The following is a 24943-nucleotide window of genomic DNA, read 5'->3' as shown; positions in this document are numbered from 1 at the left end:
AACCCGCTCTAGAGCAGCAATGCAACCCGCTTCAAACCACAAAAACTAATAGGGATAAAGCATTTGTTTGGGCACCGCCTCCCGATTAGCGCTTGCCTAGTGCGCGCGGCCTGATCTAATCGATCAGTTAAACGGTAGGAGATGAGAGATGACTGACGCATATGTACGCCCCGATGTTCAGATGATTTTGACAATGCTGGCACAGTCGGAACAGCCACAAATGTCAGAGGTTGAACCGGCAATGGCCCGGGAAATGTATAATGCTATGGCAGCGATGCTGGAAGCAGACGCCGTTGATATACCGCGCATCGAAGATTTAACCTGCCCCGGCCCCGCAGGCGACATCCCGCTGCGCCTCTATGACAGTCAGGCAGAGCGCAGCGCGGAAACCCCCGTCATCATCTTCTACCATGGCGGCGGCTTTGTGATCGGCGATCTCGAATCGCACCATAGTTTCTGCACCTATATCTCGCGCGAGATGGATCTCCCGGTCATAGCGGTTGATTATCGACTAGCCCCAGAAGCGCCCTTCCCTGCCGCGCCAGAGGACAGCCTTGCCGCGACGCGCTGGGTTGCCGACAACCAGGAAAAGCTCAAGCTAAACATTAGCGGCCTGATCCCTTGCGGCGATAGCGCGGGCGGCAATCTAACCTTGGTCGTCGGCCAAGTGCTGGCAGCAGAGCCCGCTTCCGTTCCGGTGATCGCACAATTCCCAATGTATCCGGCGTCGCGCATGGATGCGGAAGGCGGATCCATGGAGGAATTTGCCGAAGGTTTTCTGCTCACCAAAGAGAGCATGGATTATTTCAACAGCCATTATGCGCCAAAAGATGATGATATCCATGTATCACCCTATCTTGGCGATCTAGCCCAATCACCACCAACGGTATTGGTGACCGCGGGCCTCGATCCGCTTCGCGACCAAGGCCGTGAATATGCTGCTGACTTGATCCGGCACGGGATCAACACCACCTTCTTGGAGATGCCAGGCAATGTGCATGGTTTCATCAATATCCGTAAAGCCGTGCCATCGGCGCAGCAGGATGTCGACAAGATGATTGCAGCATGGAAAACACTATTAGCCAACTTATGAACGACTACAGCAAACTTCCTTACCGCCCCTGCGCAGGTATCATGCTCGCCAACCGGGAAGGACAAATATTTGTCGGCCAGCGTCTGGACGCCGCGGACAGTAACTATCCCGACGCCTGGCAAATGCCACAGGGCGGGATTGATGAAGGCGAGAAAGCCGAAGCTGCGGCGATACGCGAACTTTGGGAAGAAACCGGCGTCATTGCGGATCATGTAGAGATCATCGGGCGTAGCAAAGAAGAACATCTATACGATCTTCCCGACGAATTGCTCGGCAAGGTCTGGAAAGGCAAATATCGCGGTCAGCGACAAAGCTGGTTCCTGATGCGGTTCACCGGTGAAGATAAAAACATCAATATTCACACCGAACATGCCGAATTTACAAATTGGAAATGGACCGCCCCGGCCGGGTTGCCAGATATGATCGTTCCCTTCAAAAGGGACTTATATCGCGCGGTTTTGAAAGAGTTTGAGCCGCTGATTTAGGCATCATAACTACGGATTTTCAATATGTTGAACAAGGTTTTTGGCGGAACATCTATTCTAGCCCTCATGGTCGCGACCCCGGCGCAAGCAGCCCTTCCTGGGCCGGTCAAGGCGATGATCGACACTGCAATTGCCTCAAAAAATGATGTAGACATTCAAACTGTTGTAAAATTGGCAAAAGCAACCAATCCGGATGATATTGCGGAGATTGACGCGCTGCTGACCGCTTATACTACCGAGAAAAATATACTCGCCGCAGCAGAATTAAAGGCCAAGCAAGAAGCCGGTTTTTTCACAAACTGGACGGGCGAAGGCGAATTGGGCGCCTTCCGGTCCACCGGCAATAGCAGCAACACCGGCATCAGTGGTGGCGTTAAGCTGGCCAAAGATGCCGTGAAATGGCGTTTGAAGCTCCGGGCTTTCGCTGATTATCAACGCAGCAACGGCATCACCACCCGCGAACAGTTTGCGGCCTCGATCGAACCCAATTACAAGTTTAACGACCGCCTCTATGCCTATGGCCTCGCACAATATGAACGCGACCGCTTTCAGGGTTTTTCTTCTCGCTACACGCTCTCGGGCGGTCTCGGCTATTCGGTTATCGCCGAAGATAATATGACGCTGGACGTCAAGGCTGGCCCGGCTTGGCGAAAAACCAACTTCACAAATGGCGGCTCAGATAGCAGCATCGCCGGGCTAGCTGCTCTTGATTTCGGTTGGCAGATTTCGGACAATCTAAAGCTCACAGAAAATGCGAGCGCGACGATCGCTTCGGACTCCAATACATTTGCCTCGACCACAGCGCTGGATGCCAAGCTAATCGGTACACTTTCAGCACGGTTTTCCTATACGGTCGAGCATGAAACCAACCCACCGATCGGACGGATAAAAACCGACACGGTCAGCCGCGCAACGCTAGTCTACGGTTTCTAATTTTTTGCGAAAGGCCCGCTTCAGGGGGTTTCGGCTACCGGTTTTTCATCACCAATTTTGGGTTTTGGCGTAACCGCTTCAGCGGACAATACCGGCTTCTTTTCCGCTAGCTTGATAGCGGAGGCCAGTTGATCCGTTTGCGCACAACGAGACCGGCATAAAGATTCAATCCGCGACAGGTTGATCCGCGACTTCTCGAGCGCCCCGCGCTGGATGAGCGCCTCCCCCTGCCCGGCAAGCGCATCAAGATTGTTCGGATCCAATATCAGCGCTTCACGATAGAGACGGATCGCCTTGCCCGGTAGCTTCTGAACCCGCGCAATTTGTGCCAACGCAATGAAGGCCGAACCATTACGCGGATCGACGGCCAACGAAGTTTCGTAGAAATCTGCGGCTAAATCCAGTTCACCGCGCTTTTGCGCAGCTTCACCCAATTGCATATATTCAACCGAACGCTGTTTAACTTCGATATCCGCAACCTGGCCAAAGCTGGCACTGGAAACGGTTGCAAAAACCAAAGACAAAGCAACAACAGCCGGGGAAAAACGCATAATCAGCTCCAATAAACTCTCGCGACCATAGCCAGATTCATCTGCATGCTGGCTTAACATGTCATGCTATCACAATTTTTCGAGGCAGGTAAAATAGAAGCCATCCGTTCCGTCATGATGCGGTGAAAGAATTATACCTTTACGATATGGGCGCCCAATCGGCAAATCAATCGATTTTTCCTGCCATTGTGGGTGGTTATCGAGAAATTTGTCGGTCTGATCGCCGCCTTCTGCATCAAGAAGCGAGCAAACAGCGTAGATCAGCCGCCCGCCCGGTTTCACCATCTCGCTGCCAAGGTCCATCAAACGCTGTTGCAATTCCGTGGTATGCGCCAGCCGTTTTGGTGTCATCCGCCAGCGCAGTTCCGGATTGCGGCGCCACGTTCCCGTGCCGCTACATGGTGCGTCAACCAACACAAGGTCACAGCACCCTTTCAGATGCTCCAGCGAGTCCACTTCCTTGCCCGGCGCGAGCAAGATTGTTTCGATATTACGGGCACTGGCTCTTCTTTTGCGCGGTTCTATGCGGCTAAGCCGTCCGCGATCGGTATCCGCGGCGATAAGTTTGCTCTCCGGCGGCAGCATAGCTGATAGAGCAAGAGTTTTGCCCCCTGCCCCGGCACATAGATCAAGGACCAGTTTCGGTTCAGCAGCGGCACCCGCCATTGCAATTGCCTGACTGCCGAGATCCTGAATTTCGACTGCCCCTTCGCGAAAGAGCCTCTTGTCCTCCAGCTGGGTTCCCGCTGGCAATTCATAGCCCTGAGGCAGGGCCAGCCCAACGGCTTCCGGCCAAGTCTCTTTGACTTCTACCTCCGTGGAACGCTGCCCATTGACCCGGATATGCAGCGGCGCACGATCAAACAGCGCGTTCCGTTCGGGTTCATCGATCAAACCCGCAAAACCGTCTACCAGCCAAGCGGGGATTTGCTCACCGCTAGCGACCGGTTCATCTGCCGCAATCTCTGCGGGACCATAGTTGGAACCATTAAAAAACTCACGCAACTCGGGCTGCTCAGCCACTAGTCCAAGCAGAGCGGCTCGACCATTTTTAGGTCGTTCTCCCCAACGCCGGATCGCGGCATAGACATGCTCGCGAATAGCGCGCCGGTCGCCGGAGCCTGCATAGCGTCGTTCTTTGAAAAACTTCTTCGCAATATTGTCAGCAGATCCGCCATTGTCCCGCGCCGCGGCAATGATCCAATCCAGCAATTCTATTGCCGCCTGCAACCGTGCCGAAGGGGTCACTTGCTCATGCGATCGTCGGCGTGGAAGCAATAATATTCCACCCGGGTCTCAGATCCATATTCTGCGACAGACTTGTCTTTCCAGATCATCGCAGCTTCTTCGCAGCTCTCAATCGTCACAAAAGCCTCAGTCGTCCAACGCGGACGGTCTTCTGCCTGACCGACTGGCCAGACAAACATCAGAAACAATATTTTGGCTTCAATCACGTGATGCCTCCCAAGGCCCTATCGGGTCGGATAATTTGGTGCTTCTCTGGTGATCGCAACGTCGTGAACGTGGCTTTCTTGCAATCCGGCATTGGTGATCCGAACAAACTCGGCCCGCTCACGAAAATCTTCCAATGTTGCTGAGCCGGTATAGCCCATTGCCGCCTTCACACCGCCCACCAATTGATGGATGACATCCCGCGCAGGCCCCTTGAACGGTACCTGCCCTTCGATACCCTCTGGCACCAGTTTCAACTGGTCAGTAATATCTTGCTGGAAATAGCGGTCTGCCGATCCGCGCGCCATTGCGCCGACCGACCCCATGCCGCGATAGCTTTTATAAGCGCGGCCTTGATAGAGGAAGGTTTCCCCCGGGGCCTCTTCGGTACCGGCCAGCAAAGACCCGATCATCACCGCGGATGCACCGGCGGCCAATGCTTTTGCGACATCGCCCGACGTCCGCAATCCGCCATCCGCGATTACAGGAATACCCGATTTTTCGGCTTCTTCAGCGCAATCCATAATCGCGGTAAGCTGCGGAACACCCACACCGGCAACCACGCGCGTCGTGCAGATCGAACCCGGTCCGATACCGACCTTGATACCGTCAGCGCCGGCATCAATCAGCGCACGGGTCGCAGCGGCGGTTGCCACATTGCCGGCAATGATCTGCGTCTTGTTCGACCGTTTTTTAATGTCTTCGACGGATCGCGCGACCATCGCGCTATGGCCATGCGCGGTATCGACCACGATCAAATCGCACTCGGCATCGATCAACGCCTCAGTGCGCTCTAACCCGCTTTCCCCGACGGTCGATGCCGCAGCAACGCGCAGGCGCCCCGACTCATCCTTGGTCGCATTGGGATAGGTGACCGCTTTTTCGATATCTTTGACGGTGATCAGGCCAACGCAGTGGTAGTCATTATCGACCACGAGCAATTTTTCGATCCGCCGTTGATGCAAGGTACGCCGCGCTTCCTCCTGACTCACGCCAGCCGGAACGGTCGCCAAATTGTCTTTGGTCATCAGCTCTGAAATACGCTGCTCCGGATTTTCCGCAAAACGCACATCACGGTTGGTCAAAATGCCAACCAGCTTGCCGGATTTCTCGACGACAGGAATACCGGATATCCGGTTCTGCGCCATCGTCGCCTGTGCCTCTGCCAGCGTTGCATCGGGCGAGATTGTGATCGGATTAACCACCATGCCGGATTCAAACCGCTTCACTTGCCGCACGGCAGCTATCTGCTGATCCAAGGTGAGATTGCGGTGCAACACGCCAATACCGCCCATTTGCGCCATGACGATGGCCATGTCCGCCTCTGTAACCGTGTCCATAGCGGAGGAGAGGATCGGTATGTTCAGACCAATCAATTTGGACAGGCTGGTTTTGGTATTTGCCTGGCTCGGCACAATCTCGGACGCAGCGGGCTGTAACAAGACGTCGTCAAAGGTTAGCCCTAAACGGATTTCTTTATGTTTACCTGGCCTGGTCATGGTCGCCACTTTCCGATTTGATGAATCTGATTCGGTGACGGTCCATGTAATCAGTTATCTGGTGCGCCGCTAGTGGCTTTTCCTCGATATGTCGCGGTCGATGCAAAATAACGGCCCAACGCGACATGGAAATTGGCATCGGCAGCCGCTCCTGTCAGCACCAACGTGTCATTCACCTCATCACTGACATCATGATAGGCGCCATTGAGAAAGGCTTTGAGCCGCATATTATCAGCAAAGGCACTGGTAATCATGAACGCCGGAATGTTGCGTTCCAAAAAAACATAACCATCCTGCCGTTTGAGATAGGCATCTGCTTTGCCGCTCCGGTCAATTTCGCGCCCTTCCTGTGCAGCGACGATTTCAAGATCCTTATCGAGCTCTGTCTCTCCCAGACCGACAATCGCAATTTTCCTTTTGTCATCAGACAAAGCGACCGTGTCGACATTGAAAACCGCAGCGATTTGCTCCAGCGCAACGGGTGGGCGATGCAGGAAAGCCCGCGCGCCCAACAGCCCTTTTTCTTCCGCTGTCGTCGCGAGAAAATAAATATCCCGATCATGATCTTCACCGGACAAGCGCTTTGCGGCTTCAATCAACAGCGATATGCCGCTGGCATTATCAACCGCACCATTGCAGATACGGTCCTTGTCCGGATTTTTAGGATCTTTGGCGCGACAAAAGCCCAAATGGTCCCAATGCCCCATGAACAGGATGGCACCGCTTTCCGGATTGCGCCCCGCAATCTTGCCGACAACATTATGGGACGTATAGGAATGAAGCCGCGTCTTGGCTTTGGCGTCGGCGCTGAGGCCAAGTTCGATCACCGCGCTCGTCGCTCGATCAGCCAGCAGCTTTTGTGCATCCAAGCCGGAAACCTCAGCCAGTCTTGTGAATTGATCAAAGCTGATCAACCCTTCGAAGGCTCCGTGACTTTCGGGATCAGCCAACATTGTCGACCCACGCTCATAAAATCTCCGAAATCTCTTCCAGCGATTTTGATTGTTAACGATGGAGATCACTCCAATCGCGCCGTTTTCGATCAACTGAAGCCTGCGATCTCGATAGTCGGGCAAATCGTTATGCCCTTTGGGCTCGGTGCGGGGCAATAGAACCAGTTTACCGGCAACCGACGATCCATCCTGCCCATCATCCAGCGCGGCATAGCCAGCGAAAACAACCGGTATTGCATTTTGCTGGAACGACGGTTCCCGGCCTCGCAAGATAATCTCACTCCGCCGCAGCCGCACCGTTTTACCGCTGTCATCGCCGACAAATTTTATCCGATAGCTTTCCGGCACACGCTCGACCAAAGCAACTGGCGCGTACCAGGAATCTGAATCACCGGCCGGCTGGAGGTTCGCCGCGGTCCATTGCGTGGCGATATAGTTGACGGTCTTATTCTCACCAGCCGTCCCGGGGTCTCGTCCTTCAAAAGCGTCACTTGCCAATATCTCGATATGTCGCAGCATATCTGCTTCGCCAATTGGCTGTGCACGCACTGCTCCGGATAGCACCAGGCTCGATAGAATTAGAACGGCGATGATCCGCATGGCAACTGGTCCCTTCGGCTGACAGGAAAATTAGCTTTTCCCTTGGCATTATCCCGCAAATAATCAATGATAATGATATCGTTCGCATGGGAGAATAGAAATGGGTTATTCGGTACTGCTGTTAGTGTTGTTAGTCGTCATCATTTATCTTTTTGCGAGCATCAAGATAGTCCGGCAAGGCTTTCAATATACGATTGAATATTTCGGTCGTTACACGGCTACCGCTCAGCCGGGATTCAATTTTTATCCTGCCTTTCTCTATCGCGTTGGCCGCAAGGTCAACATGATGGAACAGGTTCTCGATATTCCAGGCCAGGAAATCATTACCAAAGATAATGCGATGATCTCTACCGATGGTGTCGTCTTCTTTCAGGTACTCGATGCCTCCAAGGCCGCCTATGAGGTCAACAATCTCTATAATGCGATCCTCAACCTTGTGACCACCAACCTCCGCACGGTCATGGGTTCGATGGACCTTGATGAAACCTTGTCCAAACGGGATGAGATCAACGGACGGCTTTTGACCGTGATCGATGATGCCACAACCCCTTGGGGCATCAAAATAACCCGCGTTGAAGTGAAGGACATCCGTCCACCGCAGGACATCATCAACGCAATGGCGCGGCAGATGAAGGCCGAGCGCGAAAAACGCGCGAACATCCTTGATGCAGAAGGTGCACGGGCATCAGAAATTCTACGGTCAGAAGGTGAAAAAGAAGGGCAGATTTTGCAGGCAGAAGGCCGCAAGGAAGCAGCTTTCCGGGATGCGGAAGCCCGTGAACGGGAAGCGCAGGCCGAAGCAAAAGCAACCGATATGGTGTCCCAGGCTATCTCCGGCGGCGATGCACAGGCGATCAACTATTTTGTTGCGCAAGATTATGTGAAGGCGGTCGAAAAATTCGCGACCTCGCCCAATGCAAAAACCATTTTATTCCCGGTCGAGGCGACTCAACTGATCGGGACATTGGGTGGCATTGGGGCTTTGGCCAAAGAAGCACTTGGTGAAAATGGCGAAGTTTTCTCGCCGCCGCAGCGCAAGGGTCCGTTCGACAATCAAGGCGACTAAAACGGACTATAGAACGGAGCATGAAGCATGGATGATTTTTCCATCAACAACCCCGAATATATCTGGCTAGGACTGGCCGCACTGCTGGCGCTGGCGGAGCTGTTCGTTCCTGGCGTCTTCTTGATCTGGGTCGCGGCGGCGGCAGCAGTGACAGGAATTCTGTCTTTTTTCATTGATTTGACAGGCGCGGGTCAACTCACCCTATTTGGTCTATCAACCATCATAGCGGTTCTGGGCGGACGTCGCTGGTATCTGACTCACCATGTCGAAAGCGAAAATCCGCTTCTCAACAATCGAGCTGCACAACTTGTCGGGGAAACCGTAACCATTGTCGAAGCGATCTCAGCCACCAGCGGACGCGTAAAAGTCGCGGATGGTGAATGGCCAGCAAAAGGTCCGGATATGAAGAAAGGCGCGATCGCAAAGGTCGCTGCCGTAGAAGGCGGTGTCCTCCGGCTGGAAGCACTAGAGGACACCGTTTAACTGGGTTTCAAGCTTATTTCTTGAAGAAACCCTTTGCCATATTGGTGATGTCGTTGATCGGGTTACCATCGCCATCGCGATCCAGAAAACCGGTTGCCTTGCCCAGCAAGCCTTCTTCGCCGGTCAGTTTGTCCATCAAACTACCTTCACCATCAAGCCCCGCCTTTTCTGCCAGCGCCGGCAACAGACCTTTGAGTTTTTCAGCATCAACGCCAGCTTCCGCCGCCGCTTCCTTGATCGCCGTCATCCGGTCCGTGCTGCCATCCCGCAACTTTGCAAAGAGCGCTTCACCGCCTTTTTTGGCTTCGTCCGCTGACATGCCGACTTTTTCCGCAATCTCATCAACGCTGAAATTTTCAGGCAGCATATCCATAATATTTTCGAGCATGCTCATATTCTATTTCCTTTAACTTTAGGGCGCTTAGCGCGTCAATTTGCCGGCCATGCCGATGATGTCATCCAGAGGATTGCCGTCACCATTCAGGTCGAGAAGCGAGCCTAGGCCACCCAAGCCGCCGGATGACGCCTTGTTACCACCGCCGAGCAAACCGCCAAGCAGGCTGCCGAGGCCACCGCCGCTTCCGCTGTCAGCGCTACCGCCGCCCTGCTTCGCCATATATCCTGTCACCATCATTGCGACCACGGGCAGCATTTTCTTCAGAAGATCGCTGCTAATACCGGTTTGCTGTTCTGCGCCGGCTGCAACGGTCCGGCTGACTTCTTTGGAACCAAAAATCTGGCCGAGCACTTCATTGCCTTTTTCAACCGGAGTTGGCTGCGTACCCAAGACACTGTCGAGCAGTCCGCCACCGCCAAGTTGACCGAGCAATCCGCCGAGCCCATCCAACCCGCTTGGTTGTGCTTGCGTTGTTTTCTTAAATCCACCCAATATGGCTGGCAACAATGCTGCGGCACCCGCTTGCGCGACACCTTCATTGATTCCCAATTCTTTTGCCATTGTACCGATACCGCCCGATTGCTGTAGCACATCCATAATATTCATAATCATTCTCCTTATTATCTGCTTTGCCGAAACGGCATTTGTGATTCTTTGCTTGCAACCGTCCTAGCATATTTTCAGCCCAAAAACCGTCTATTCATGGTATTTACGAGTGTTTACATGCCATTGACGGCCTATAACCGTGGATGAAGGAGAACGGCAATTGACTCTGCGGCGTCGAACACCGAGATATTCTTTCAAGGGCATGGGCCGGCAAAAGCCGAACGGAACGCCCCGCAAATATAAAAGGAGCATGATATGAGCATTTTTGGAAAAATTAAGAACGCAATTTTCGGTGGAGAAGCCAAAGCAGCAGAACCTGAAGTCGCAGCAGCACCCGTTGCGGCTGAACGTGCAGCGATTAGCGAAGTCGATGTTGCGGCACGGCTCGACAATATTCCAGGGTCGGACAAACTCAACTGGCGCAATTCTATCGTTGACCTGATGAAACTGGTCCAGATCGACGCCAGCTATGGCAATCGTAAGGAACTGGCACAGGAACTGGGCAACGCGGACTATAGCGGTTCCGCTGAAGACAATATCCTGCTGCACAAGCAAGTGATGAACAAGATTGCGGCAGCTGGCGGTATCGTTCCGGCTGAATTGAAAGACTAACCATCTGGACGACCAGTCCATTTGAAATTAGGCGGGGGGCTGTGAGCGATCATAGCCCCCTTCTTTTTACCCCGCTTCCCAATGCGGAAGCACCTAAAGCCTGCCGCCGCTGTCCGCGACTGGTGGGCCTGCGCAAATCGCTGCGCAAGGACCATCCGGACTGGTGGAATGCGCCGGTTCCGGCCTTTGGAGATCCCGAGGCGCGACTAGCGGTCGTCGGCCTTGCGCCGGGCACCGAAGGCGCGAACCGGACCGGCAGGCCCTTTACCGGCGACGCCTCGGGTGAAATGTTGTTTGCCACCCTGACCAAATATGGCTTCGTAAATGGGAAGTTCGCCAACGACCCGAGCGACGGAATCACTCTGAACGGGGCGATGATCCTCAACGCCGTCAAATGCCTGCCACCGGAGAACAAGCCAACCGGCGCGGAGATCAACAATTGCCGTCCGTTTCTCGCCAAGGCGCTCAATAGCTTGCCCGAATTGAAGATCATCGTAGCGCTAGGCAAGGTCGCCCACGACAGCATCATCCGTTTATCCGAAGCCCACCTCGCCGACCATAAATTCGTCCATGGCGCGAAACACCAACTACCCGACGGCCGCACCCTGATCGATAGCTATCATTGTAGCCGCTACAATGTGAATACGCGGCGATTAACGGTAGAGATGTTCGAGAAAGTATTCGAACAGGCTACCTATCTATCCTCGGCCAGTCGCCCATAAAGTTCCGGCCGACGATCCCGGAAAAAACCCATGCCGGCGCGATGTTTGCGCGCCTGCGCGAGGTCGAGTGATGCGGTCAGCACACCTGTTTCCTGAGAGCCATATTCCGTGACCAAGTCGCCCCATTCATTCGCGATGAAGCTGTGGCCGTAGAAAGCCTGATCGCCGTTACCCTCGGCTTCAACGCCAATGCGGTTGCTGGCGACCACCGGCATGCAATTGCTGACCGCGTGGCCTTGCATCGCGCGACGCCACATGCGGCTGGTATCGAGGTCCGCGTCATAAGGCTCCGAACCGATCGCGGTCGGATAGAAAAGAACCTCTGCACCCATTAACGCCATTGCCCGCGCAGTTTCGGGATACCATTGGTCCCAACAAATACCGACGCCGATTTTGGTGCCGAACATATCCCAGACCTTGAAGCCAGAATTGCCCGGACGAAAATAATATTTTTCTTCATAGCCGGGACCATCGGGAATATGGCTTTTGCGATAAATCCCCATGATCTCGCCGTCAGGATTGATCATCGCAATGCTGTTATAATGATGCTGGCCGTCCCGTTCGAAAAAGCTGGCCGGGATCGCCACGCTAAATTGTTTGGCAAGCTTTTGCATAGCAAGCACAGAAGCGCTTTCATTCACCGGCTGAGCCAGCGCGAACAAAGCTTCATCTTCGATCTTGCAAAAATAGGGTCCGGCAAACAATTCCGGTGGCAGAACGATCTGTGCGCCCTGCTCCGCAGCCTCGGCAATCAGGCCACCAACTGCATCAATGTTCGTCTGTTCATCGCCACCCAAGGGCAGCTGCAGGGCCGCTACGCATAATTTGGTCATAACGGCCCTGTTAGCGGTTTAGGGAAGCTTCTTAAACAATAATGTCATCCGGTCGGATTCACCAATTGTGGCATATTTTTCCTTATCGACATCTCCCTCGGCAAAGCGCGGCGGTAATGTCCATACGCCCTTGGGATAATCGGCTGTATCGGCTGGGTTGGCATTAATCTCGGACTGTTTGACCAGTTCGAACCCATAGGTCTCCATAATATTCACAATTGTCGCGGTCCGGACATACCCGCGTCCACCGTTGGCATAGCTAAATGGTGCATCATCTTTGGCCCGATGCTGGACAATGCCAATCGTGCCATCATCCTTCAGCAATTTACGCAACGCCCTGATTTCATTGTCGGCAGCGTTCCAACGCATCAAATTGTGCATCATCCGTGGAATGAAAACAAAGTCGACGGTGCCGGCCATTTCATCGGTAACATCGCCCGTCGTCAGACCTTTGAATTTCTCTGCTGGAAGTCCGGTCATCTCCGCCACTTTGCCCGGAAATTCCTCACCCCATTTGGCCATCGCGGCCTTGCGGTCTTCCGGGAAAGGAAGTGGCGCCGGGTTAAAGTTCACTCCGATATACTGGCCTTTTTCAGCAAGATAAGGGGCCAGTATCTTCGTGTACCAACCGCCGCCAGGGGCATATTCCGCGACGGTATGATTTGGTTTGACGCCAAAGAATTTGAGCGTCTCGGCAGGGTGACGATAGACGTCCCGCGCTTGATCATCTGCGCGTCTTTCATGATCCAAAATCGCCTGCAGGTCAGTATCAACCATCTCTGCACCATCTTTTGCATGATGTTTGGCAGCAGCAGGAACAGCACCTCCCAGCATTGCCAGCGCGGCACTTGCCATCAGCAGTTTCTTCATGATCTTTCTCCTCTCAGGTTTCCGGGACTATTTTTGACTTCCTGCATATCTACGCGAGCATCAGTCAGACTCAATATTTATTATCAGGCATTTTCCATAGACGGTCTATATTGCGGCAAGATGTCCGGCCGCGGATATAATTCGTCAAAGGCCACGGACTTTCCAGTATCCTGCACAATCCGGACATGCTTCCGGCCCAATTGCCGTGGTTCATTGACCCCGCAGCTATGAGCAAGCACTTCCACTTCGTGAACCATATTCCTGCAATAATTGGCGACTTTCACTTTCTTGTCTTGTGGATCAAGACCACGCTGCAGTCGTGGATTATGGGTTGTTATTCCGGTGGGACACGTATTCTTGTTGCACTTGAGTGATTGGATACAACCAAGCGAGAACATGAAACCGCGCGCCGTACTGACGAAATCAGCTCCGGCACAAATTGCCCATGCTGCGCTGGAAGGCGTGATCCGCTTTCCCGATGCGATGATCTTAATCCGATCCCTCAGGCCATATTTGTGAAAGATATCGGAAAGCATCGGCAAACTCTCTTTCAATTGCAGTCCGACATTATCCATCAACGGCATCGGCGCGGCGCCCGTGCCACCATCTCCGCCGTCCAGCGCGAAAAAATCAGGGGCGTTCGCAATACCGCGCCTGTGAATCGCTTCGCACAATTGCTCTAGCCAGCCATAAGCACCAACCACCGCCTTTATCCCGGTCGGTTTGCCCGTCACGTCCCGCACATGATTGATAAAATCGAGCAGTTGCTCGACATCGTTAATTTCCGGATGGCGGTTAGGCGAAATACTCGGCTCGCCTTCCGTTATGCCGCGAATTTCTGCGATCATCTGGTTCACTTTCGCCGCCGGTAATATCCCGCCTTTACCGGGCTTGGCGCCTTGCGACAGCTTGATTTCAAACATCTTCACCTGGTCGTGCGCAGCTACAGCCCGCAATTTATCGTCGCTTAGGCTGCCGTCAATATTACGAACACCATATTTTGCGGTGCCGATCTGAAAGACGATATCGCAACCGCCCTCCAGATGAAAAGGGGCCAGCCCTCCCTCCCCCGTGTTCATCCAGCATCCTGCCATTTTGGCACCATGAGAGAGCGCTTGCACCGCGGGAACCGAGAGCGCCCCGAAACTCATCGCAGAAATATTGAAGAAAGACTTCGCCTCATAGGGATGTTTCGCATGCGCACCGATGACGCATCCCGTTGTCTCTGCGGCATCCGTATCAAGCGTGGGAAACGGACAGTTGACGAAAATAGCGGTGCCAGGCGGATCGAGATTTTTGGTCGACCCAAAAGCGATCGTATTGCCGGTTCCTTTTCCGGCCCTTGCCACCCATTCCCGCTCAGCCCGATTGAACGGCATTTCTTCGCGGTCCATTGCGAAAAAATATTGCCGAAAAAATTCACCGAGCGTCGAGAAGATATGGCGGAAGCGTCCGATAACTGGATAGTTTCGCCGCACGGCATCTTGTTTCTGGGTAACATCGATAATGAACAATATCACCACAGCGGCCAGTCCCAATCCCAGCAGCACGATGAAGATATAGGTCAGCGTACTCAACACGCCCAGAATTTCGTCAGTCATGGCCTATTCCCTCCAAAGCGATGCAAGACTAGCATCTTGCGTTTCCCAGACAAGGGTTCGTCCAGATTGCCCGTCGGGTTACGGGAGCGCAGGAATCTGCTGCGAGATACAGTGGAAACTTCCGCCACCCCGGAGCAATGATCGGCTGGATAGCCCGATTGCCTTATGATTGGGGAAGAGAGCGGCAATCTCACCGACAGCATTCGCGTCATTCGCCGCCCCATATTGCGGGACCACTATGACCCTATTGCCGATGTAAAAATTCATATAGCTCGCCGGCGCAACATCTCCGTCCATTTCATATCGTCCAACTGACGGCAACCGGACGACCCGCAAGCCCGATGCCTGGGCCATTCGCGCGGCATCTTCGAAAATCTCTGCATTGGGATCATCTGCCGTTTCGGTCCGCGGGATAGCGACCGTGTCCGGTGCAACAAATCGAGCGAGATTGTCCACATGCCCATCCGTGTGATCGGCAATCAATCCGTCTCCGAGCCAGCATATATCCTGCGCCGCCAGAGCATCGCGCAACCGCACTGCAGCCTGCTCAGCAGTAAAGCCATCATTGCGGTTAGAATTGAGAACACATTGCGCAGTCGTCACCAACCGGCCGCTACCATCGCCATCGATAGCGCCACCTTCCAATATCCAGTCATGGTCGTTGATCGGCAAAGTAAAATGCTTCGCCAGCCGTTCACCAACATCCTGATCGCCAGCCATTGCATATTTACCGCCCCAGCCATTGAAACCAAAATTCTGGCCGCAAAGACCGCTGGGGCTAGTCGTAAAAATGGGCGCTGTATCGCGCAACCATATGTCGCCAAATGGTTCAACTATAGGGCTTATGCACGGCGGGATCAGAGCACGCGCAACGTCCGCGTCTTCAGCACTGCGACATACCAGAATAACTGCTTCGCCTGCACCGTCGTCGGCGACCGCATTGGCAAAATCAGCCACTTCTTGCTGTGCGGCTTGCAGGCCAACCGGCCATTCTGCAGGATCACCGGGGAAGCCGATCCAGACCGCCTGATGCGGTTCCCACTCTGCGGGCCATCTCATCCTGCGGTCTATCGTCGGCAATCAGTCGCCAGCGCGGCTCTTGTCGCGCGCGGCACGGAATTCATCACCTTCATTCCAATTCGGCCAGTCTTCGGTCATCGCCAGCATCCGCGCGACGGTAAAATAGACTTTAAGGTCGCCCATCACGCCATCCCAGTTCCAGTTTGGATCATATTCGTCTTTCGGACCATGATAGCGGTTCTCGGTATAGTCTTTGCCGACCGCTTCACCGGCTTCACGGCCACCTTCGACAAGATCTTCGCCGCCTTCGAAATAGATCATCGGCACGCCCTGTTTGGCGAAACTGAAGTGATCGGAACGATAATAGAAACCTTTTTCCGGCGTCGGTTCAGCTTCCGATACACGGCCATCGCCGGTCAACGCAGCATCAAGATAACGATCCAGATCCGATTTGCCTTTGCCGACGACGATCACATTCTTGGCTGGCCCCGCCATACCAAATGCATCCATATTCACGCCACCCACGGTCTGGCCGAGTGGATAGATCGGATTGTCGGCATAATATTTGGATCCCAGCAGCCCAGATTCTTCTGCCGTAACCGCCAAAAAGACAATGCTGCGATCTGGCGCACCAGCTTTGACATGTGCTTCTGCCAAAGCGACCAAAGCGGCCGTCCCTGTAGCATTGTCGACTGCGCCGTTACAGATGTCATCCCCATCAGGCGCGGGTTTACAGCGTCCGAGATGGTCCCAATGAGCAGTATAGATGACATATTCATCTGGGCGAGTCTTGCCCTTCAGAACACCCACGACATTTTTGCTGTCCATCTTACTGATCGTATTTTCAAAGGATGAAGACGCTTTCAATCCAAGATCAACTGCTTTGAAGCCTTTCTTCTTCGCTGCGATCATTTGCGCATCGAGATCCTGTCCAGCAGCAGCAAATATCTTTGCAGCGACGTCTTTCTGGATCCAGCCGTTGATTTTCGTCTGGTCGGCTCCGCCATTGGCTGACTGCGCATAAAATTGCGGTCCGCTCCAACTCGATTCAACCACATTCCAGCCATAGGCCGCCGGAGCGGTATCATGGATGATCAAGGCCGCTGCAGCGCCCTGACGCGCCGCTTCCTCATATTTATAGGTCCAGCGGCCGTAGTAGGTCATAGCCCGGCCACCAAATTCACCTTCCAGGTTATCGGTACCGAAATCGGGATCGTTGACTAGAATGACGACGGTCTTACCTTTGACATCAACATCGGCATAGTCATTCCAGCCGCGCTCTGGTGCGTTCACACCATAGCCGACAAAGACCATATCACTATCCGCCACATCAATTTTTGGCTGCTCCTGATAGCTGGTAACCACCATTTCGGAACCATAAGCAAAGCTCATATCTTCGGAACCACCGGTTACGGTGAGCGGCGAGACATTTTGTGCTTCGATGGAAACCAGCGGAACATCCTGAAACCAGCTCTCGCCATTGCCGGGCTCAATGCCAGCGGCTTCAAATTTCGCGGTGAGCAACGCAAGCGTCTTTTCTTCACCGGGTGTTCCGGGAGCGCGCCCTTCAAAAGCATCCGACGAAAGCTCTTCGGTTACCGCTTTCATCGTTTCAACCGACAGTTCCGGTGCTGCGATCTCCGGAAGAACCAGCGGCTCCTCCTCGATTTTTTTACAACCAGCCAGTGCCAGCGATGGCACGAGTAGTACCAAAAGTGACCGTTTCAACATAACCCTATCCTTCTAGATTTTTCTGTTCCGAAAAACGTTGCCTGTTCAATGGCAGAGGCTTTTCGGCAAGGCAAGAAGCGTTGCAGTTGGCAAAAGGGCTTACCGCACCAGTCATGAAAACCGGAAAGAACATGGAACAAAAAAAAGGCGGCTGTGAAAGCCGCCCCTTTTAAATCTCTTTGAAAGCAATCAGCGCGAATAGAATTCGACAACCAGATTGGGTTCCATTGTCACCGGATATGGCACTTCATCCAACGTCGGGATGCGGACATAGGTTACTTTGTCCGTGCCGTCGGGCGTTACATATTCTGGAATTTCACGCTCTGGCAAGCTCTGTGCTTCGATAACCAGCAACATTTCTTTTGCCTTGTCGCTCAGCGAAACAACGTCACCAGGTACAACCTTACGCGATGCAACATTACATTTAACACCGTTCACACGAATGTGACCGTGGCTCACCAACTGACGAGCAGAGAAGATGGTAGGCGTGAACTTGGCGCGATAGACAACCATGTCGAGACGTTGCTCAAGCAAACCGATCAGGTTCTGGCTGGTATCGCCCTTCATGGCAGCGGCTTCTTTATAAGCGCGGCGAAACTGTTTTTCCGTCACATCGCCATAATAGCCTTTAAGCTTCTGCTTAGCGCGCAACTGAATACCGAAATCGGAAAGCTTGCCCTTGCGGCGCTGACCGTGCTGGCCTGGGCCATAGTCACGACGATTGACGGGTGATTTGGGGCGACCCCAAATATTCTCGCCCATACGGCGATCGAGCTTATATTTAGAACTTGTACGTTTGGTCATATCAATGACTCCTAATTTGCTGTTTATACGTCTTCCCGGAGCGCACCATCAAGACAGGGAAACCCATGCCTAGACGCGGCCACCGCTTCACCGGGGTACGGGGCCAATTGCAAAGGGGCCTTGAACAGATTTCTTTCAACCTGTCAAGGCGACTGATAAATGAAAAGTTTTGAAGAATTCAGGCAAAAGCAAAAGCTAATACATAACTTAGTTACTATTTTGAGTGCCCCGACTATAACTTTGCCGATCTCTCATCGCCTCTGAGCTTAGGCTTGAGTTTGTCGCGTCCAACTGCGCCCATTCTTTCTGGGTACGGCAAACCCGTTTAGGAATTTTCGATCCCAGCGCCAGAGTAGACCGACACACGCGCTTGTTGTCTTCCGCGGATTGCGACTCGTCTATGGTTGACGGTGCATCGCCAACCATTGCTAATGATAAAAGTAGTGTAATCATGGTTACTCCGAACGAAATTAAATGTTACATGCAGTATATCGTCCTTTCATCGTAACATCCACCACAAAACAGCCTTCTTGCTCGACATTTTCCTTATAGTAAATTATCGGCGCTGCCATGACCGTAACCACAGAATCCATCGATCAAATTCACGATATGAAGCATTTGCGGAAAGCAGTTGATCAGCTAGATTCAGAGCTGATTGATTTGTTCCGACTTCGTTTTGCCTGCATGAATGCAGCGGCGCGGATCAAAGTGGGCCGCGAGGCAGTCAGGGACGAAAGCCGCAAAGCAGAAGTACTAGAAAACGTAAAAAGCCTTGCAGAAGAAGCACGCATTCCAGTGCCGGCCATGGCCGCGATCTGGGAACTGCTGGTGGAAACGTCAATAAGCTACGAGTTACAGAAATGGGACCAGCTGCGCAAATAGCGACGCTAATTTCCTATTTCTTTGCCTTGTCCTTGCGTGGCGGTCGTTCCAGTGATGACACAACACCGCGCCATGTCTTAACCTCTTCATTCGTCCAGGCAGGCTTGGTCAACATATTGCGAAGCGTAACTTTCGTCGCTGCCGCTCGTTCCGGCGGATAGAAATAGCCATTTTTTTCCAGCGCTCGCTCCAAATGCTCGTAGAACATGTCGAGCTCCTTCTGCGGGGCCGGTTCGGCCTTTTTCTTTTCCAAAGTGGGCTGCACATTGGCAGCACTATCCAACTTGGATATTTCATAAGCGACAAGGATCACCGCCTGCGCCAGATTAAGAGACCCGAATTCCGGATTGATCGGAACGGTTATGATCTTGCGCGCCAATTCAACATCGACCACTTCCAAACCAGAACGCTCTGGCCCGAACAGAATGGCGCATTTTCCGCTCGCCCCTGAGATATCATCTGCTGCCTCCCACGGCGTCAGCACTTCTTTCGTCATGCCGCGCTTGCGGACCGTCGTCGCATAGACATGGGAACAATCAGCTACAGCTTCAGCCGTTGTATCAAAAACCTGGGCATGTTCCAGAATTTGATCTGCGCCAGATGCCGTTGGACCAGCCGCAGGATTTGGCCAACCATCGCGCGGATTGACAATGCGCATCTCGGTTAGCCCGAAATTGAGCATCGCTCGTGCTGCTTTTCCGATATTTTCACCGAGTTGGGGATTTACCAATATGATGGCAGGCTGTTTGATCACGCCCCGCCAACATCGTTCACACTACCGGCAAATTCCTTGAAATCCTTGGCTTCGGTAAAATCCTTATAGACCGACGCAAAGCGGATATAGGCCACACTGTCGAGACCTTTCAGACCATCCATAACCATCTCGCCAATCTTCTGCGATGGGATTTCCGTTTCCCCGCTGGTTTCCAGCTGACGCTGAATGCCGGAGACCAGTTGATCCATCTGCTCTTGCGCGAGGCCCCGTTTGCGACAGGCCAGCGAAACCGACAAGTCGATTTTCGATCGATCGAAGGGCTCTTTGCGGTCTTCGCTCTTTACGACCGTAATCTCGCGAAGCTGCACGCGTTCAAATGTCGTGAACCGCGCGCCACAGCTTTCGCACTGGCGGCGGCGCCGGATCGTCGTATTATCCTCGGTAGGTCGACTATCTTTGACCTGACTGTCATCATGGGCACAAAAGGGGCAACGCATGTTCTGGCTTTCCGATCAATCCTGATAAATCGGGAATTGGTCGCAAAGCGACTGCACCCGTTCACGTACATCTGCTTCGACCTCAGGGTCTCCCGCCTCGCCTTTCTCCCGCAGTCCGTCGAGCACATCGGCAACCATATTGCCAATCATCCGGAACTCCGCCGGACCGAAGCCCCGGGTTGTTCCAGCGGGTGATCCAACCCGGATACCACTGGTCTTCATCGGTGGTTGAGGGTCATTGGGGATGCTGTTCTTATTGCAAGTAATCCCGGCCCGCTCGAGCGCTTCATCCGCATCGCGTCCGGTGATACCTAAAGGCGACAGATCGATCAGCGCAAGATGAGTGTCCGTCCCACCCGCTACAACATTCGCACCGCGCTCTTTAAGGGTTGCCGCAAGAATTTTTGCATTCTCAATCACTGCAGCTGAATAGCTACTAAACTCGGGCCGCAAAGCTTCGCCAAAAGCTACCGCCTTGGCCGCAATCACGTGCATCAAAGGTCCGCCCTGAAGGCCAGGAAAAACAGCGGAGTTGATCTTCTTGGCAATGGCTTCATCGTTAGTCAGAACCATACCGCCACGGGGCCCGCGCAGAGTCTTGTGGGTTGTGGTCGTCACAACATGGGCATGATCCAGCGGACTGGGGTGCAGCCCGGCCGCTACCAGGCCAGCGAAATGCGCCATATCGACCATGAAAATGGCCCCGACCGCATCGGCAATCGCCCGGAATTTCGCAAAATCAATCTCGCGCGGATAGGCAGAGCCGCCGGCGATAATCAACTTCGGCTGATGTTCCTTAGCAAGCGCTTCCACCTCTTCATAATTTATCAGATGGTCGTCATCGTTAACGCCATATTGGATCGCGTTGAACCATTTACCCGATTGGGCCGGCTTGGCACCGTGAGTCAAATGACCGCCGGCATCGAGCGACATGCCCAAGATCGTATCGCCCGGTTTTGCCAGTGCCAGCATCACCGCGCCATTGGCTTGCGCGCCCGAATGCGGCTGGACATTGGCAAAGCCGCAATCAAACAGTTGCTTGGCACGCTCGATAGCCAGCGTTTCGACATCATCCGATGGCGCACAGCCCTGATAATAACGACGCCCGGGATAACCTTCGGCATATTTGTTGGTAAAAATAGACCCCTGCGCCTGCAGAACGGCCTTGGAAACAATATTTTCCGAAGCGATCAGCTCAATCTGATTCTGCTGACGCGACATTTCAGAGTTTATGGCACCGGCAACCGCAGGATCACTTTCATCAACCGAAAAATCAAAAAAACCGGTCGGTCGGATATCTTGTATATCTGCGACGTTGCTCATGCGCTTACTCCTTCAACTTGTGGTGCTGACAGTTTATCGACGCGGCGCTGATGCCGGTCGCCGCCAAATGGTGTGTTTAGAAAGGCATCGAGGCAGTCTTTCGCAATTTCGATACCGACAAGACGCGCGCCCATGGCAATGACATTCGCATCATTATGTTCCCGCGATAGCTTTGCCGACAATCCTTCGGAGACCAACGCACAACGGCAGGCCGGGTTTCGATTGACCGCGATAGAGATGCCAATGCCCGAACCACAGAGAGCCACGCCGCGTTCCGCCTTGCCGGACGCAACGGCTTCCGCAAGCTTATATCCATAGTCGGGATAGTCCACGCTGTCCGTTGTCATTGGCCCTAGGTCGCTGACTTCATGGCCCGATTCCGTCAACCAGTCGACCAAAGCCGCTTTCATATCTAGAGCGGCATGATCAGAGGCAATGGCAATGCGCATGGTCAGTTCCTATGGTGAGAATCGGATGCCAGCTATTTAGTAGAGCCCGTCGCGATAGGCCACCGAATAGTGTGTTTTTTGACAAGAACTTGAATTGTTAGGACAATGCGGAATATGAGCGAAAAAGAAGTTTTCGGTACTATGGGTTATGCCCAGCAAGCCGCGGTCTTGTTCGATCAATATAAAAAGTTTGCTGCAGAAGATAGCTTTGACGCAGTAGCAGAATTTTTCCCTGCCGCCGCCGCGGATATTCTAGATGTTGGTGCTGGAACCGGCCAGCATGCCTATTGGTTCGCGAGTCTGGGGCATCATGTGCTCGCCGTCGAACCTGTCCGAGAGTTCAGAGAACCGGCGAGCAAAGTTCACCAGCATGATCATCTTGAATTTCTGGATGATAGCCTGCCCTATTTGGCAAATGTCTTGGAACAAGGGCAACAGTTCGATCTAATCATCGCCAACGCCGTCTGGATGCACTTGGACGAGGAAAGGCGTCGCATCGGGATGTCCACACTGGCATCGCTCCTAAAGCCCAAAGGCAAAATATTCCTATCTCTTCGGCATGGTCCGGTCCCCGACGGGCGGCAGATGTTCGAAGTCTCTGGACAAGAGACCATTGACCTTGCGGCCGAAAACAATCTCTCGCTGCGACATCATTCACAAAATGATTCTATCCAAAAACAGAATCGAAAAATGGGTGTGATGTGGACCAAGCTGGTTTTTGAGAAGAACGGCTAAACTAATAGAGCGCCACGAAAAAGGTGCCTAAATCTCCATCTGGCTACCGAGTTCCACCACACGATTGGTCGGCAGTTTGAAAAACTCCATCGCAGTGGCCGCGTTGCGGAGCATCCAGGCAAAGAGTTTTTCACGCCAGATCATCATCTCCGGCTTTTTCGACGGCAGTAGCGTCTGACGCGACAGGAAGAAGCTGGTGGTCATCATGTCGAATTCCATACCGCATTCTTTGACGTCTTTCAGAGCCTCGGGAACGTCGGTTTCCTGCATGAAACCAAAATGCAGGATGAGCCGGTAGAAGCCATGCCCAAGATCTTTCACTTCACAGCGTTTATGTGGTGCGACGGTCGGGACATCTTTGATGTTGACTGTTAAGATGACGACCCGTTCGTGGATCACCTTATTATGTTTGATATTGTGAAGCAGCGCCGACGGCACGCCAGCGGCGGAAGAAGCCATGAAAATGGCAGTTCCGGGCACCCGAGTGGCACTATTGGCAGCCGATTTGGTGAAAATCTCGATCGGCATGGCGGCTTCAGCCATGTTTTCCCGCATGATCTTGCGGCCTTTCGCCCAGGTCGTCAGGATGATGAACGCAACACCACCAACCGCCAAGGGGAACCAACCGCCGTCGGGGACCTTGGTAAGATTGGCTGCAAAATAAGCACCATCAACGATGAAGAAGACCGCCAAGATTGGAACCGCATACCAAAGTTTCCATTTCCACAGCACGACCATTACAATGGCCAGTAAACATGTGTCGATGAACATCGCGCCAGTGACGGCAATCCCGTAAGCCGAGGCAAGATTGCTTGAGCTTTGGAAGGTCAATACGAGCAAAATAACCGCGATCATGATCGTCCAATTTACGAATGGAATATAGATCTGCCCTGCTTCCGACGCGCTCGTGTGCTTAATCGTCAGACGCGGAATGAAACCCAGTTGGATCGCCTGGTGGGTGACCGAGAAGGACCCCGAAATAACGGCCTGACTGGCGATGAACGTCGCCATGGTCGCGAGAATGACGAGCGGCAAGCGCAGCACTTCCGGTGCCATAATGAAGAACGGGCTTTCAATAGCTGCGGCGGCACCGGCGGCATCGAGTGATAGGATCATCGCACCCTGTCCGAAATAATTGCATAGCAAAGCTGGCATCACAAAGCCGTACCATGCCACGCGCATCGGTTTCTTTCCGAAATGCCCCATGTCGGCAAACAGCGCCTCGGAACCAGTAACCGCCAGCACAACCGACCCTAAAGCAAGAAACGCCTTTAAACCGTCGGTGATAAAGAATTGCACCGCATACCAAGGGTTGAAGGCCAGAAGAACAGAGGGGTGACCGGCTATTTGGATGATACCCAGCGTACCGATGACAAGAAAATAGACGAACATTACCGGGGCGAATAGGGCGCCGATTTTCGCGGTACCGCGAGACTGAATTAGAAACAGGAAGATCAACAGGGTCAAGGCAATCGGAATAACCAGATGCCCCAATCCGGGCTGCACAACGGTCAACCCTTCGACCGCCGACAGCACCGATATCGCCGGCGTGATCATACTATCACCGTAAAATAGCGCTGTTGCGAATACGCCCAACAAAATCGCGAGCCAGCCATATTTTGATTGTCGCATCACCCCAGAGATTAACGCCACAAGCGCCAAACTACCGCCCTGCCCTTTATTATCTGCGCGCATGGTGATGGTGACATATTGGATGGTCACGACGAGTGTCATCGACCAGAAAATCAGACTGACGACACCAAGAACATGGATACGGTCCAGCTCTAGAGGATGTGCACCAATGAACGTCTCACGAAACGCATAAAGCGGACTCGTGCCGATATCGCCGAACACGATACCAATCGCACCAGCGGCCAATTTGGCAATGGCGGTATTGCGCTGTGGCGAGCCATGGGTTTGCACCGTGCTGCCTTGCGCTTGTACGCTTTCAGTTGGTTCTGCAGACATTGGTTTGGCCGTTAAGGCGTACCCCGATCAATATGGACACAACAGGCTTCTACTGACATTCGT

General features: G+C 53.3%; 27 protein-coding genes. 9 read left to right on the top strand and 18 right to left on the bottom strand.

Annotated elements, in window-relative coordinates:
- The first annotated feature begins 148 nt into the window (after nt 1-148).
- From ABJG22_RS08135 to ABJG22_RS08125, 3 genes are read left to right on the top strand one after another with little or no spacing between them, the layout of a single operon-like run.
- Nucleotides 149-1093, top strand: a complete 945-nt coding sequence (locus ABJG22_RS08135; RefSeq protein WP_348019738.1) for an alpha/beta hydrolase — start codon at nt 149-151, stop codon at nt 1091-1093.
- Complete coding sequence (locus tag ABJG22_RS08130) at nt 1090-1578, top strand: RNA pyrophosphohydrolase (protein ID WP_348019737.1); 489 nt, start codon at nt 1090-1092, stop codon at nt 1576-1578. Before ABJG22_RS08135 ends, ABJG22_RS08130 begins: the two co-directional genes overlap by 4 nt.
- Before the next feature lie 24 nt (nt 1579-1602).
- Entirely contained in the window at nt 1603-2511 is a 909-nt protein-coding gene (locus tag ABJG22_RS08125) for a DUF481 domain-containing protein (RefSeq protein ID WP_348019736.1), read from the top strand.
- A 20-nt stretch (nt 2512-2531) separates the two neighbouring features.
- Here ABJG22_RS08125 and ABJG22_RS08120 read toward each other — a convergent pair whose 3' ends face one another.
- The 5 genes from ABJG22_RS08120 to ABJG22_RS08100 all read right to left on the bottom strand — a co-directional run bounded on the left by ABJG22_RS08120 (nt 2532) and on the right by ABJG22_RS08100 (nt 7566).
- Nucleotides 2532-3062 carry a tetratricopeptide repeat protein gene (locus ABJG22_RS08120; RefSeq protein WP_348019735.1) on the bottom strand — a complete coding sequence of 177 codons (531 nt, stop codon included), beginning with the start codon at nt 3060-3062 and terminating at the stop codon, nt 2532-2534.
- Between the two features lie 69 nt (nt 3063-3131).
- Nucleotides 3132-4310 (bottom strand): RsmB/NOP family class I SAM-dependent RNA methyltransferase, encoded by a 1179-nt coding sequence (locus ABJG22_RS08115; protein ID WP_348019734.1) that lies wholly within the window; start codon nt 4308-4310, stop codon nt 3132-3134.
- On the bottom strand, nt 4307-4516 hold the full coding sequence (locus ABJG22_RS08110; protein ID WP_348019733.1) for a hypothetical protein: 210 nt from the start codon (nt 4514-4516) through the stop codon (nt 4307-4309). Before ABJG22_RS08110 ends, ABJG22_RS08115 begins: the two co-directional genes overlap by 4 nt.
- Nucleotides 4517-4534: 18 nt before the next feature.
- Nucleotides 4535-6013: an IMP dehydrogenase gene (guaB, locus tag ABJG22_RS08105; RefSeq protein WP_348019732.1), complete on the bottom strand. Its 1479-nt coding sequence runs from the start codon at nt 6011-6013 to the stop codon at nt 4535-4537.
- A gap of 50 nt (nt 6014-6063) precedes the next feature.
- Nucleotides 6064-7566 carry a M20/M25/M40 family metallo-hydrolase gene (locus tag ABJG22_RS08100; protein WP_348019731.1) on the bottom strand — a complete coding sequence of 501 codons (1503 nt, stop codon included), beginning with the start codon at nt 7564-7566 and terminating at the stop codon, nt 6064-6066.
- A 100-nt stretch (nt 7567-7666) separates the two neighbouring features.
- On the opposite strand from ABJG22_RS08100, the gene ABJG22_RS08095 reads away from it, so the two are divergent.
- Both ABJG22_RS08095 and ABJG22_RS08090 read left to right on the top strand, forming a co-directional pair.
- Entirely contained in the window at nt 7667-8632 is a 966-nt protein-coding gene (locus tag ABJG22_RS08095; RefSeq protein ID WP_348019730.1) for an SPFH domain-containing protein, read from the top strand.
- 27 nt (nt 8633-8659) lie between these two features.
- The gene (locus tag ABJG22_RS08090; protein WP_348019729.1) at nt 8660-9115 is read left to right on the top strand and encodes an NfeD family protein; all 456 of its coding nucleotides are present in this window, start codon (nt 8660-8662) and stop codon (nt 9113-9115) included.
- 13 nt (nt 9116-9128) lie between these two features.
- On the opposite strand, the gene ABJG22_RS08085 is transcribed toward ABJG22_RS08090, so the two are convergent.
- Both ABJG22_RS08085 and ABJG22_RS08080 read right to left on the bottom strand, forming a co-directional pair.
- Complete coding sequence (locus tag ABJG22_RS08085) at nt 9129-9509, bottom strand: hypothetical protein (RefSeq protein ID WP_348019728.1); 381 nt, start codon at nt 9507-9509, stop codon at nt 9129-9131.
- 27 nt (nt 9510-9536) lie between these two features.
- On the bottom strand, nt 9537-10118 hold the full coding sequence (locus ABJG22_RS08080; protein ID WP_348019727.1) for a DUF937 domain-containing protein: 582 nt from the start codon (nt 10116-10118) through the stop codon (nt 9537-9539).
- A 255-nt stretch (nt 10119-10373) separates the two neighbouring features.
- Here ABJG22_RS08080 and ABJG22_RS08075 point away from each other — a divergent pair, with 255 nt between their 5' ends.
- Together ABJG22_RS08075 and ABJG22_RS08070 are read left to right on the top strand one after the other, a co-directional pair.
- Entirely contained in the window at nt 10374-10730 is a 357-nt protein-coding gene (locus ABJG22_RS08075) for a DUF3597 domain-containing protein (RefSeq protein ID WP_348019726.1), read from the top strand.
- Between the two features lie 41 nt (nt 10731-10771).
- Nucleotides 10772-11452, top strand: a complete 681-nt coding sequence (locus ABJG22_RS08070; RefSeq protein WP_348019725.1) for a uracil-DNA glycosylase — start codon at nt 10772-10774, stop codon at nt 11450-11452.
- Here the strand turns inward: ABJG22_RS08070 and aguB are convergent.
- The 6 genes from aguB to rpsD all read right to left on the bottom strand — a co-directional run bounded on the left by aguB (nt 11425) and on the right by rpsD (nt 18311).
- Nucleotides 11425-12285: an N-carbamoylputrescine amidase gene (gene aguB / locus ABJG22_RS08065; RefSeq protein WP_348019724.1), complete on the bottom strand. Its 861-nt coding sequence runs from the start codon at nt 12283-12285 to the stop codon at nt 11425-11427. The genes ABJG22_RS08070 and aguB overlap by 28 nt on opposite strands.
- A gap of 18 nt (nt 12286-12303) precedes the next feature.
- On the bottom strand, nt 12304-13155 hold the full coding sequence (locus ABJG22_RS08060) for a methyltransferase (protein ID WP_348019723.1): 852 nt from the start codon (nt 13153-13155) through the stop codon (nt 12304-12306).
- 83 nt (nt 13156-13238) lie between these two features.
- A complete protein-coding gene (locus ABJG22_RS08055; RefSeq protein WP_348019722.1) occupies nt 13239-14756 on the bottom strand; it encodes an FMN-binding glutamate synthase family protein in 1518 nt (505 codons plus the stop codon).
- 78 nt (nt 14757-14834) lie between these two features.
- Entirely contained in the window at nt 14835-15815 is a 981-nt protein-coding gene (locus tag ABJG22_RS08050; protein ID WP_348019721.1) for an agmatine deiminase family protein, read from the bottom strand.
- 21 nt (nt 15816-15836) lie between these two features.
- Nucleotides 15837-17507 carry a M28 family metallopeptidase gene (locus ABJG22_RS08045; protein WP_348019720.1) on the bottom strand — a complete coding sequence of 557 codons (1671 nt, stop codon included), beginning with the start codon at nt 17505-17507 and terminating at the stop codon, nt 15837-15839.
- A 189-nt stretch (nt 17508-17696) separates the two neighbouring features.
- Nucleotides 17697-18311 carry a 30S ribosomal protein S4 gene (gene rpsD / locus ABJG22_RS08040; RefSeq protein WP_348019719.1) on the bottom strand — a complete coding sequence of 205 codons (615 nt, stop codon included), beginning with the start codon at nt 18309-18311 and terminating at the stop codon, nt 17697-17699.
- Nucleotides 18312-18881: 570 nt separating this feature from the next.
- Between rpsD and ABJG22_RS08035 the strand changes: the two genes are divergently transcribed.
- Nucleotides 18882-19193: a chorismate mutase gene (locus tag ABJG22_RS08035; protein ID WP_348019718.1), complete on the top strand. Its 312-nt coding sequence runs from the start codon at nt 18882-18884 to the stop codon at nt 19191-19193.
- A 13-nt stretch (nt 19194-19206) separates the two neighbouring features.
- Here ABJG22_RS08035 and ABJG22_RS08030 read toward each other — a convergent pair whose 3' ends face one another.
- Genes ABJG22_RS08030 through rpiB form a run of 4 tightly spaced genes read right to left on the bottom strand, consistent with a single transcriptional unit; the run spans nt 19207 to nt 22177 of the window.
- Nucleotides 19207-19947, bottom strand: a complete 741-nt coding sequence (locus ABJG22_RS08030) for an RNA methyltransferase (protein ID WP_348019717.1) — start codon at nt 19945-19947, stop codon at nt 19207-19209.
- Complete coding sequence (gene nrdR / locus ABJG22_RS08025) at nt 19944-20405, bottom strand: transcriptional regulator NrdR (protein ID WP_348019716.1); 462 nt, start codon at nt 20403-20405, stop codon at nt 19944-19946. Before nrdR ends, ABJG22_RS08030 begins: the two co-directional genes overlap by 4 nt.
- Before the next feature lie 15 nt (nt 20406-20420).
- Entirely contained in the window at nt 20421-21728 is a 1308-nt protein-coding gene (gene glyA / locus ABJG22_RS08020) for a serine hydroxymethyltransferase (RefSeq protein WP_348019715.1), read from the bottom strand.
- Complete coding sequence (rpiB, locus tag ABJG22_RS08015) at nt 21725-22177, bottom strand: ribose 5-phosphate isomerase B (RefSeq protein ID WP_348019714.1); 453 nt, start codon at nt 22175-22177, stop codon at nt 21725-21727. Before rpiB ends, glyA begins: the two co-directional genes overlap by 4 nt.
- Before the next feature lie 114 nt (nt 22178-22291).
- Here rpiB and ABJG22_RS08010 point away from each other — a divergent pair, with 114 nt between their 5' ends.
- On the top strand, nt 22292-22912 hold the full coding sequence (locus ABJG22_RS08010; protein ID WP_348019713.1) for a class I SAM-dependent methyltransferase: 621 nt from the start codon (nt 22292-22294) through the stop codon (nt 22910-22912).
- Between the two features lie 27 nt (nt 22913-22939).
- Here the strand turns inward: ABJG22_RS08010 and ABJG22_RS08005 are convergent, their stop codons facing one another.
- Nucleotides 22940-24880: a potassium transporter Kup gene (locus ABJG22_RS08005; RefSeq protein WP_348019712.1), complete on the bottom strand. Its 1941-nt coding sequence runs from the start codon at nt 24878-24880 to the stop codon at nt 22940-22942.
- Nucleotides 24881-24943 lie beyond the last annotated feature (63 nt).

The organism is Parasphingorhabdus sp. (assembly GCF_039939955.1).
GTDB lineage: Bacteria > Pseudomonadota > Alphaproteobacteria > Sphingomonadales > Sphingomonadaceae > Parasphingorhabdus.
This window is presented reverse-complemented; position numbering and strand designations above follow the sequence as displayed.

What these genes read in the sequence shown, in the direction of transcription:
- nrdR (WP_348019716.1), bottom strand. Translation starts at nt 20,405, where the DNA reads ATGCGTTGCCCCTTTTGTGCCCATGATGACAGTCAGGTCAAAGATAGT.
- ABJG22_RS08130 (WP_348019737.1), top strand. Translation starts at nt 1,090, where the DNA reads ATGAACGACTACAGCAAACTTCCTTACCGCCCCTGCGCAGGTATCATG.
- rpsD (WP_348019719.1), bottom strand. Translation starts at nt 18,311, where the DNA reads ATGACCAAACGTACAAGTTCTAAATATAAGCTCGATCGCCGTATGGGC.
- ABJG22_RS08090 (WP_348019729.1), top strand. Translation starts at nt 8,660, where the DNA reads ATGGATGATTTTTCCATCAACAACCCCGAATATATCTGGCTAGGACTG.
- ABJG22_RS08050 (WP_348019721.1), bottom strand. Translation starts at nt 15,815, where the DNA reads ATGAGATGGCCCGCAGAGTGGGAACCGCATCAGGCGGTCTGGATCGGC.
- ABJG22_RS08060 (WP_348019723.1), bottom strand. Translation starts at nt 13,155, where the DNA reads ATGAAGAAACTGCTGATGGCAAGTGCCGCGCTGGCAATGCTGGGAGGT.
- ABJG22_RS08075 (WP_348019726.1), top strand. Translation starts at nt 10,374, where the DNA reads ATGAGCATTTTTGGAAAAATTAAGAACGCAATTTTCGGTGGAGAAGCC.
- ABJG22_RS08055 (WP_348019722.1), bottom strand. Translation starts at nt 14,756, where the DNA reads ATGACTGACGAAATTCTGGGCGTGTTGAGTACGCTGACCTATATCTTC.
- aguB (WP_348019724.1), bottom strand. Translation starts at nt 12,285, where the DNA reads ATGACCAAATTATGCGTAGCGGCCCTGCAGCTGCCCTTGGGTGGCGAT.
- guaB (WP_348019732.1), bottom strand. Translation starts at nt 6,013, where the DNA reads ATGACCAGGCCAGGTAAACATAAAGAAATCCGTTTAGGGCTAACCTTT.
- ABJG22_RS08125 (WP_348019736.1), top strand. Translation starts at nt 1,603, where the DNA reads ATGTTGAACAAGGTTTTTGGCGGAACATCTATTCTAGCCCTCATGGTC.
- ABJG22_RS08120 (WP_348019735.1), bottom strand. Translation starts at nt 3,062, where the DNA reads ATGCGTTTTTCCCCGGCTGTTGTTGCTTTGTCTTTGGTTTTTGCAACC.
- ABJG22_RS08080 (WP_348019727.1), bottom strand. Translation starts at nt 10,118, where the DNA reads ATGAATATTATGGATGTGCTACAGCAATCGGGCGGTATCGGTACAATG.
- ABJG22_RS08045 (WP_348019720.1), bottom strand. Translation starts at nt 17,507, where the DNA reads ATGTTGAAACGGTCACTTTTGGTACTACTCGTGCCATCGCTGGCACTG.
- ABJG22_RS08100 (WP_348019731.1), bottom strand. Translation starts at nt 7,566, where the DNA reads ATGCGGATCATCGCCGTTCTAATTCTATCGAGCCTGGTGCTATCCGGA.
- ABJG22_RS08135 (WP_348019738.1), top strand. Translation starts at nt 149, where the DNA reads ATGACTGACGCATATGTACGCCCCGATGTTCAGATGATTTTGACAATG.
- glyA (WP_348019715.1), bottom strand. Translation starts at nt 21,728, where the DNA reads ATGAGCAACGTCGCAGATATACAAGATATCCGACCGACCGGTTTTTTT.
- ABJG22_RS08010 (WP_348019713.1), top strand. Translation starts at nt 22,292, where the DNA reads ATGAGCGAAAAAGAAGTTTTCGGTACTATGGGTTATGCCCAGCAAGCC.
- ABJG22_RS08035 (WP_348019718.1), top strand. Translation starts at nt 18,882, where the DNA reads ATGACCGTAACCACAGAATCCATCGATCAAATTCACGATATGAAGCAT.
- ABJG22_RS08095 (WP_348019730.1), top strand. Translation starts at nt 7,667, where the DNA reads ATGGGTTATTCGGTACTGCTGTTAGTGTTGTTAGTCGTCATCATTTAT.
- rpiB (WP_348019714.1), bottom strand. Translation starts at nt 22,177, where the DNA reads ATGCGCATTGCCATTGCCTCTGATCATGCCGCTCTAGATATGAAAGCG.
- ABJG22_RS08085 (WP_348019728.1), bottom strand. Translation starts at nt 9,509, where the DNA reads ATGAGCATGCTCGAAAATATTATGGATATGCTGCCTGAAAATTTCAGC.
- ABJG22_RS08005 (WP_348019712.1), bottom strand. Translation starts at nt 24,880, where the DNA reads ATGTCTGCAGAACCAACTGAAAGCGTACAAGCGCAAGGCAGCACGGTG.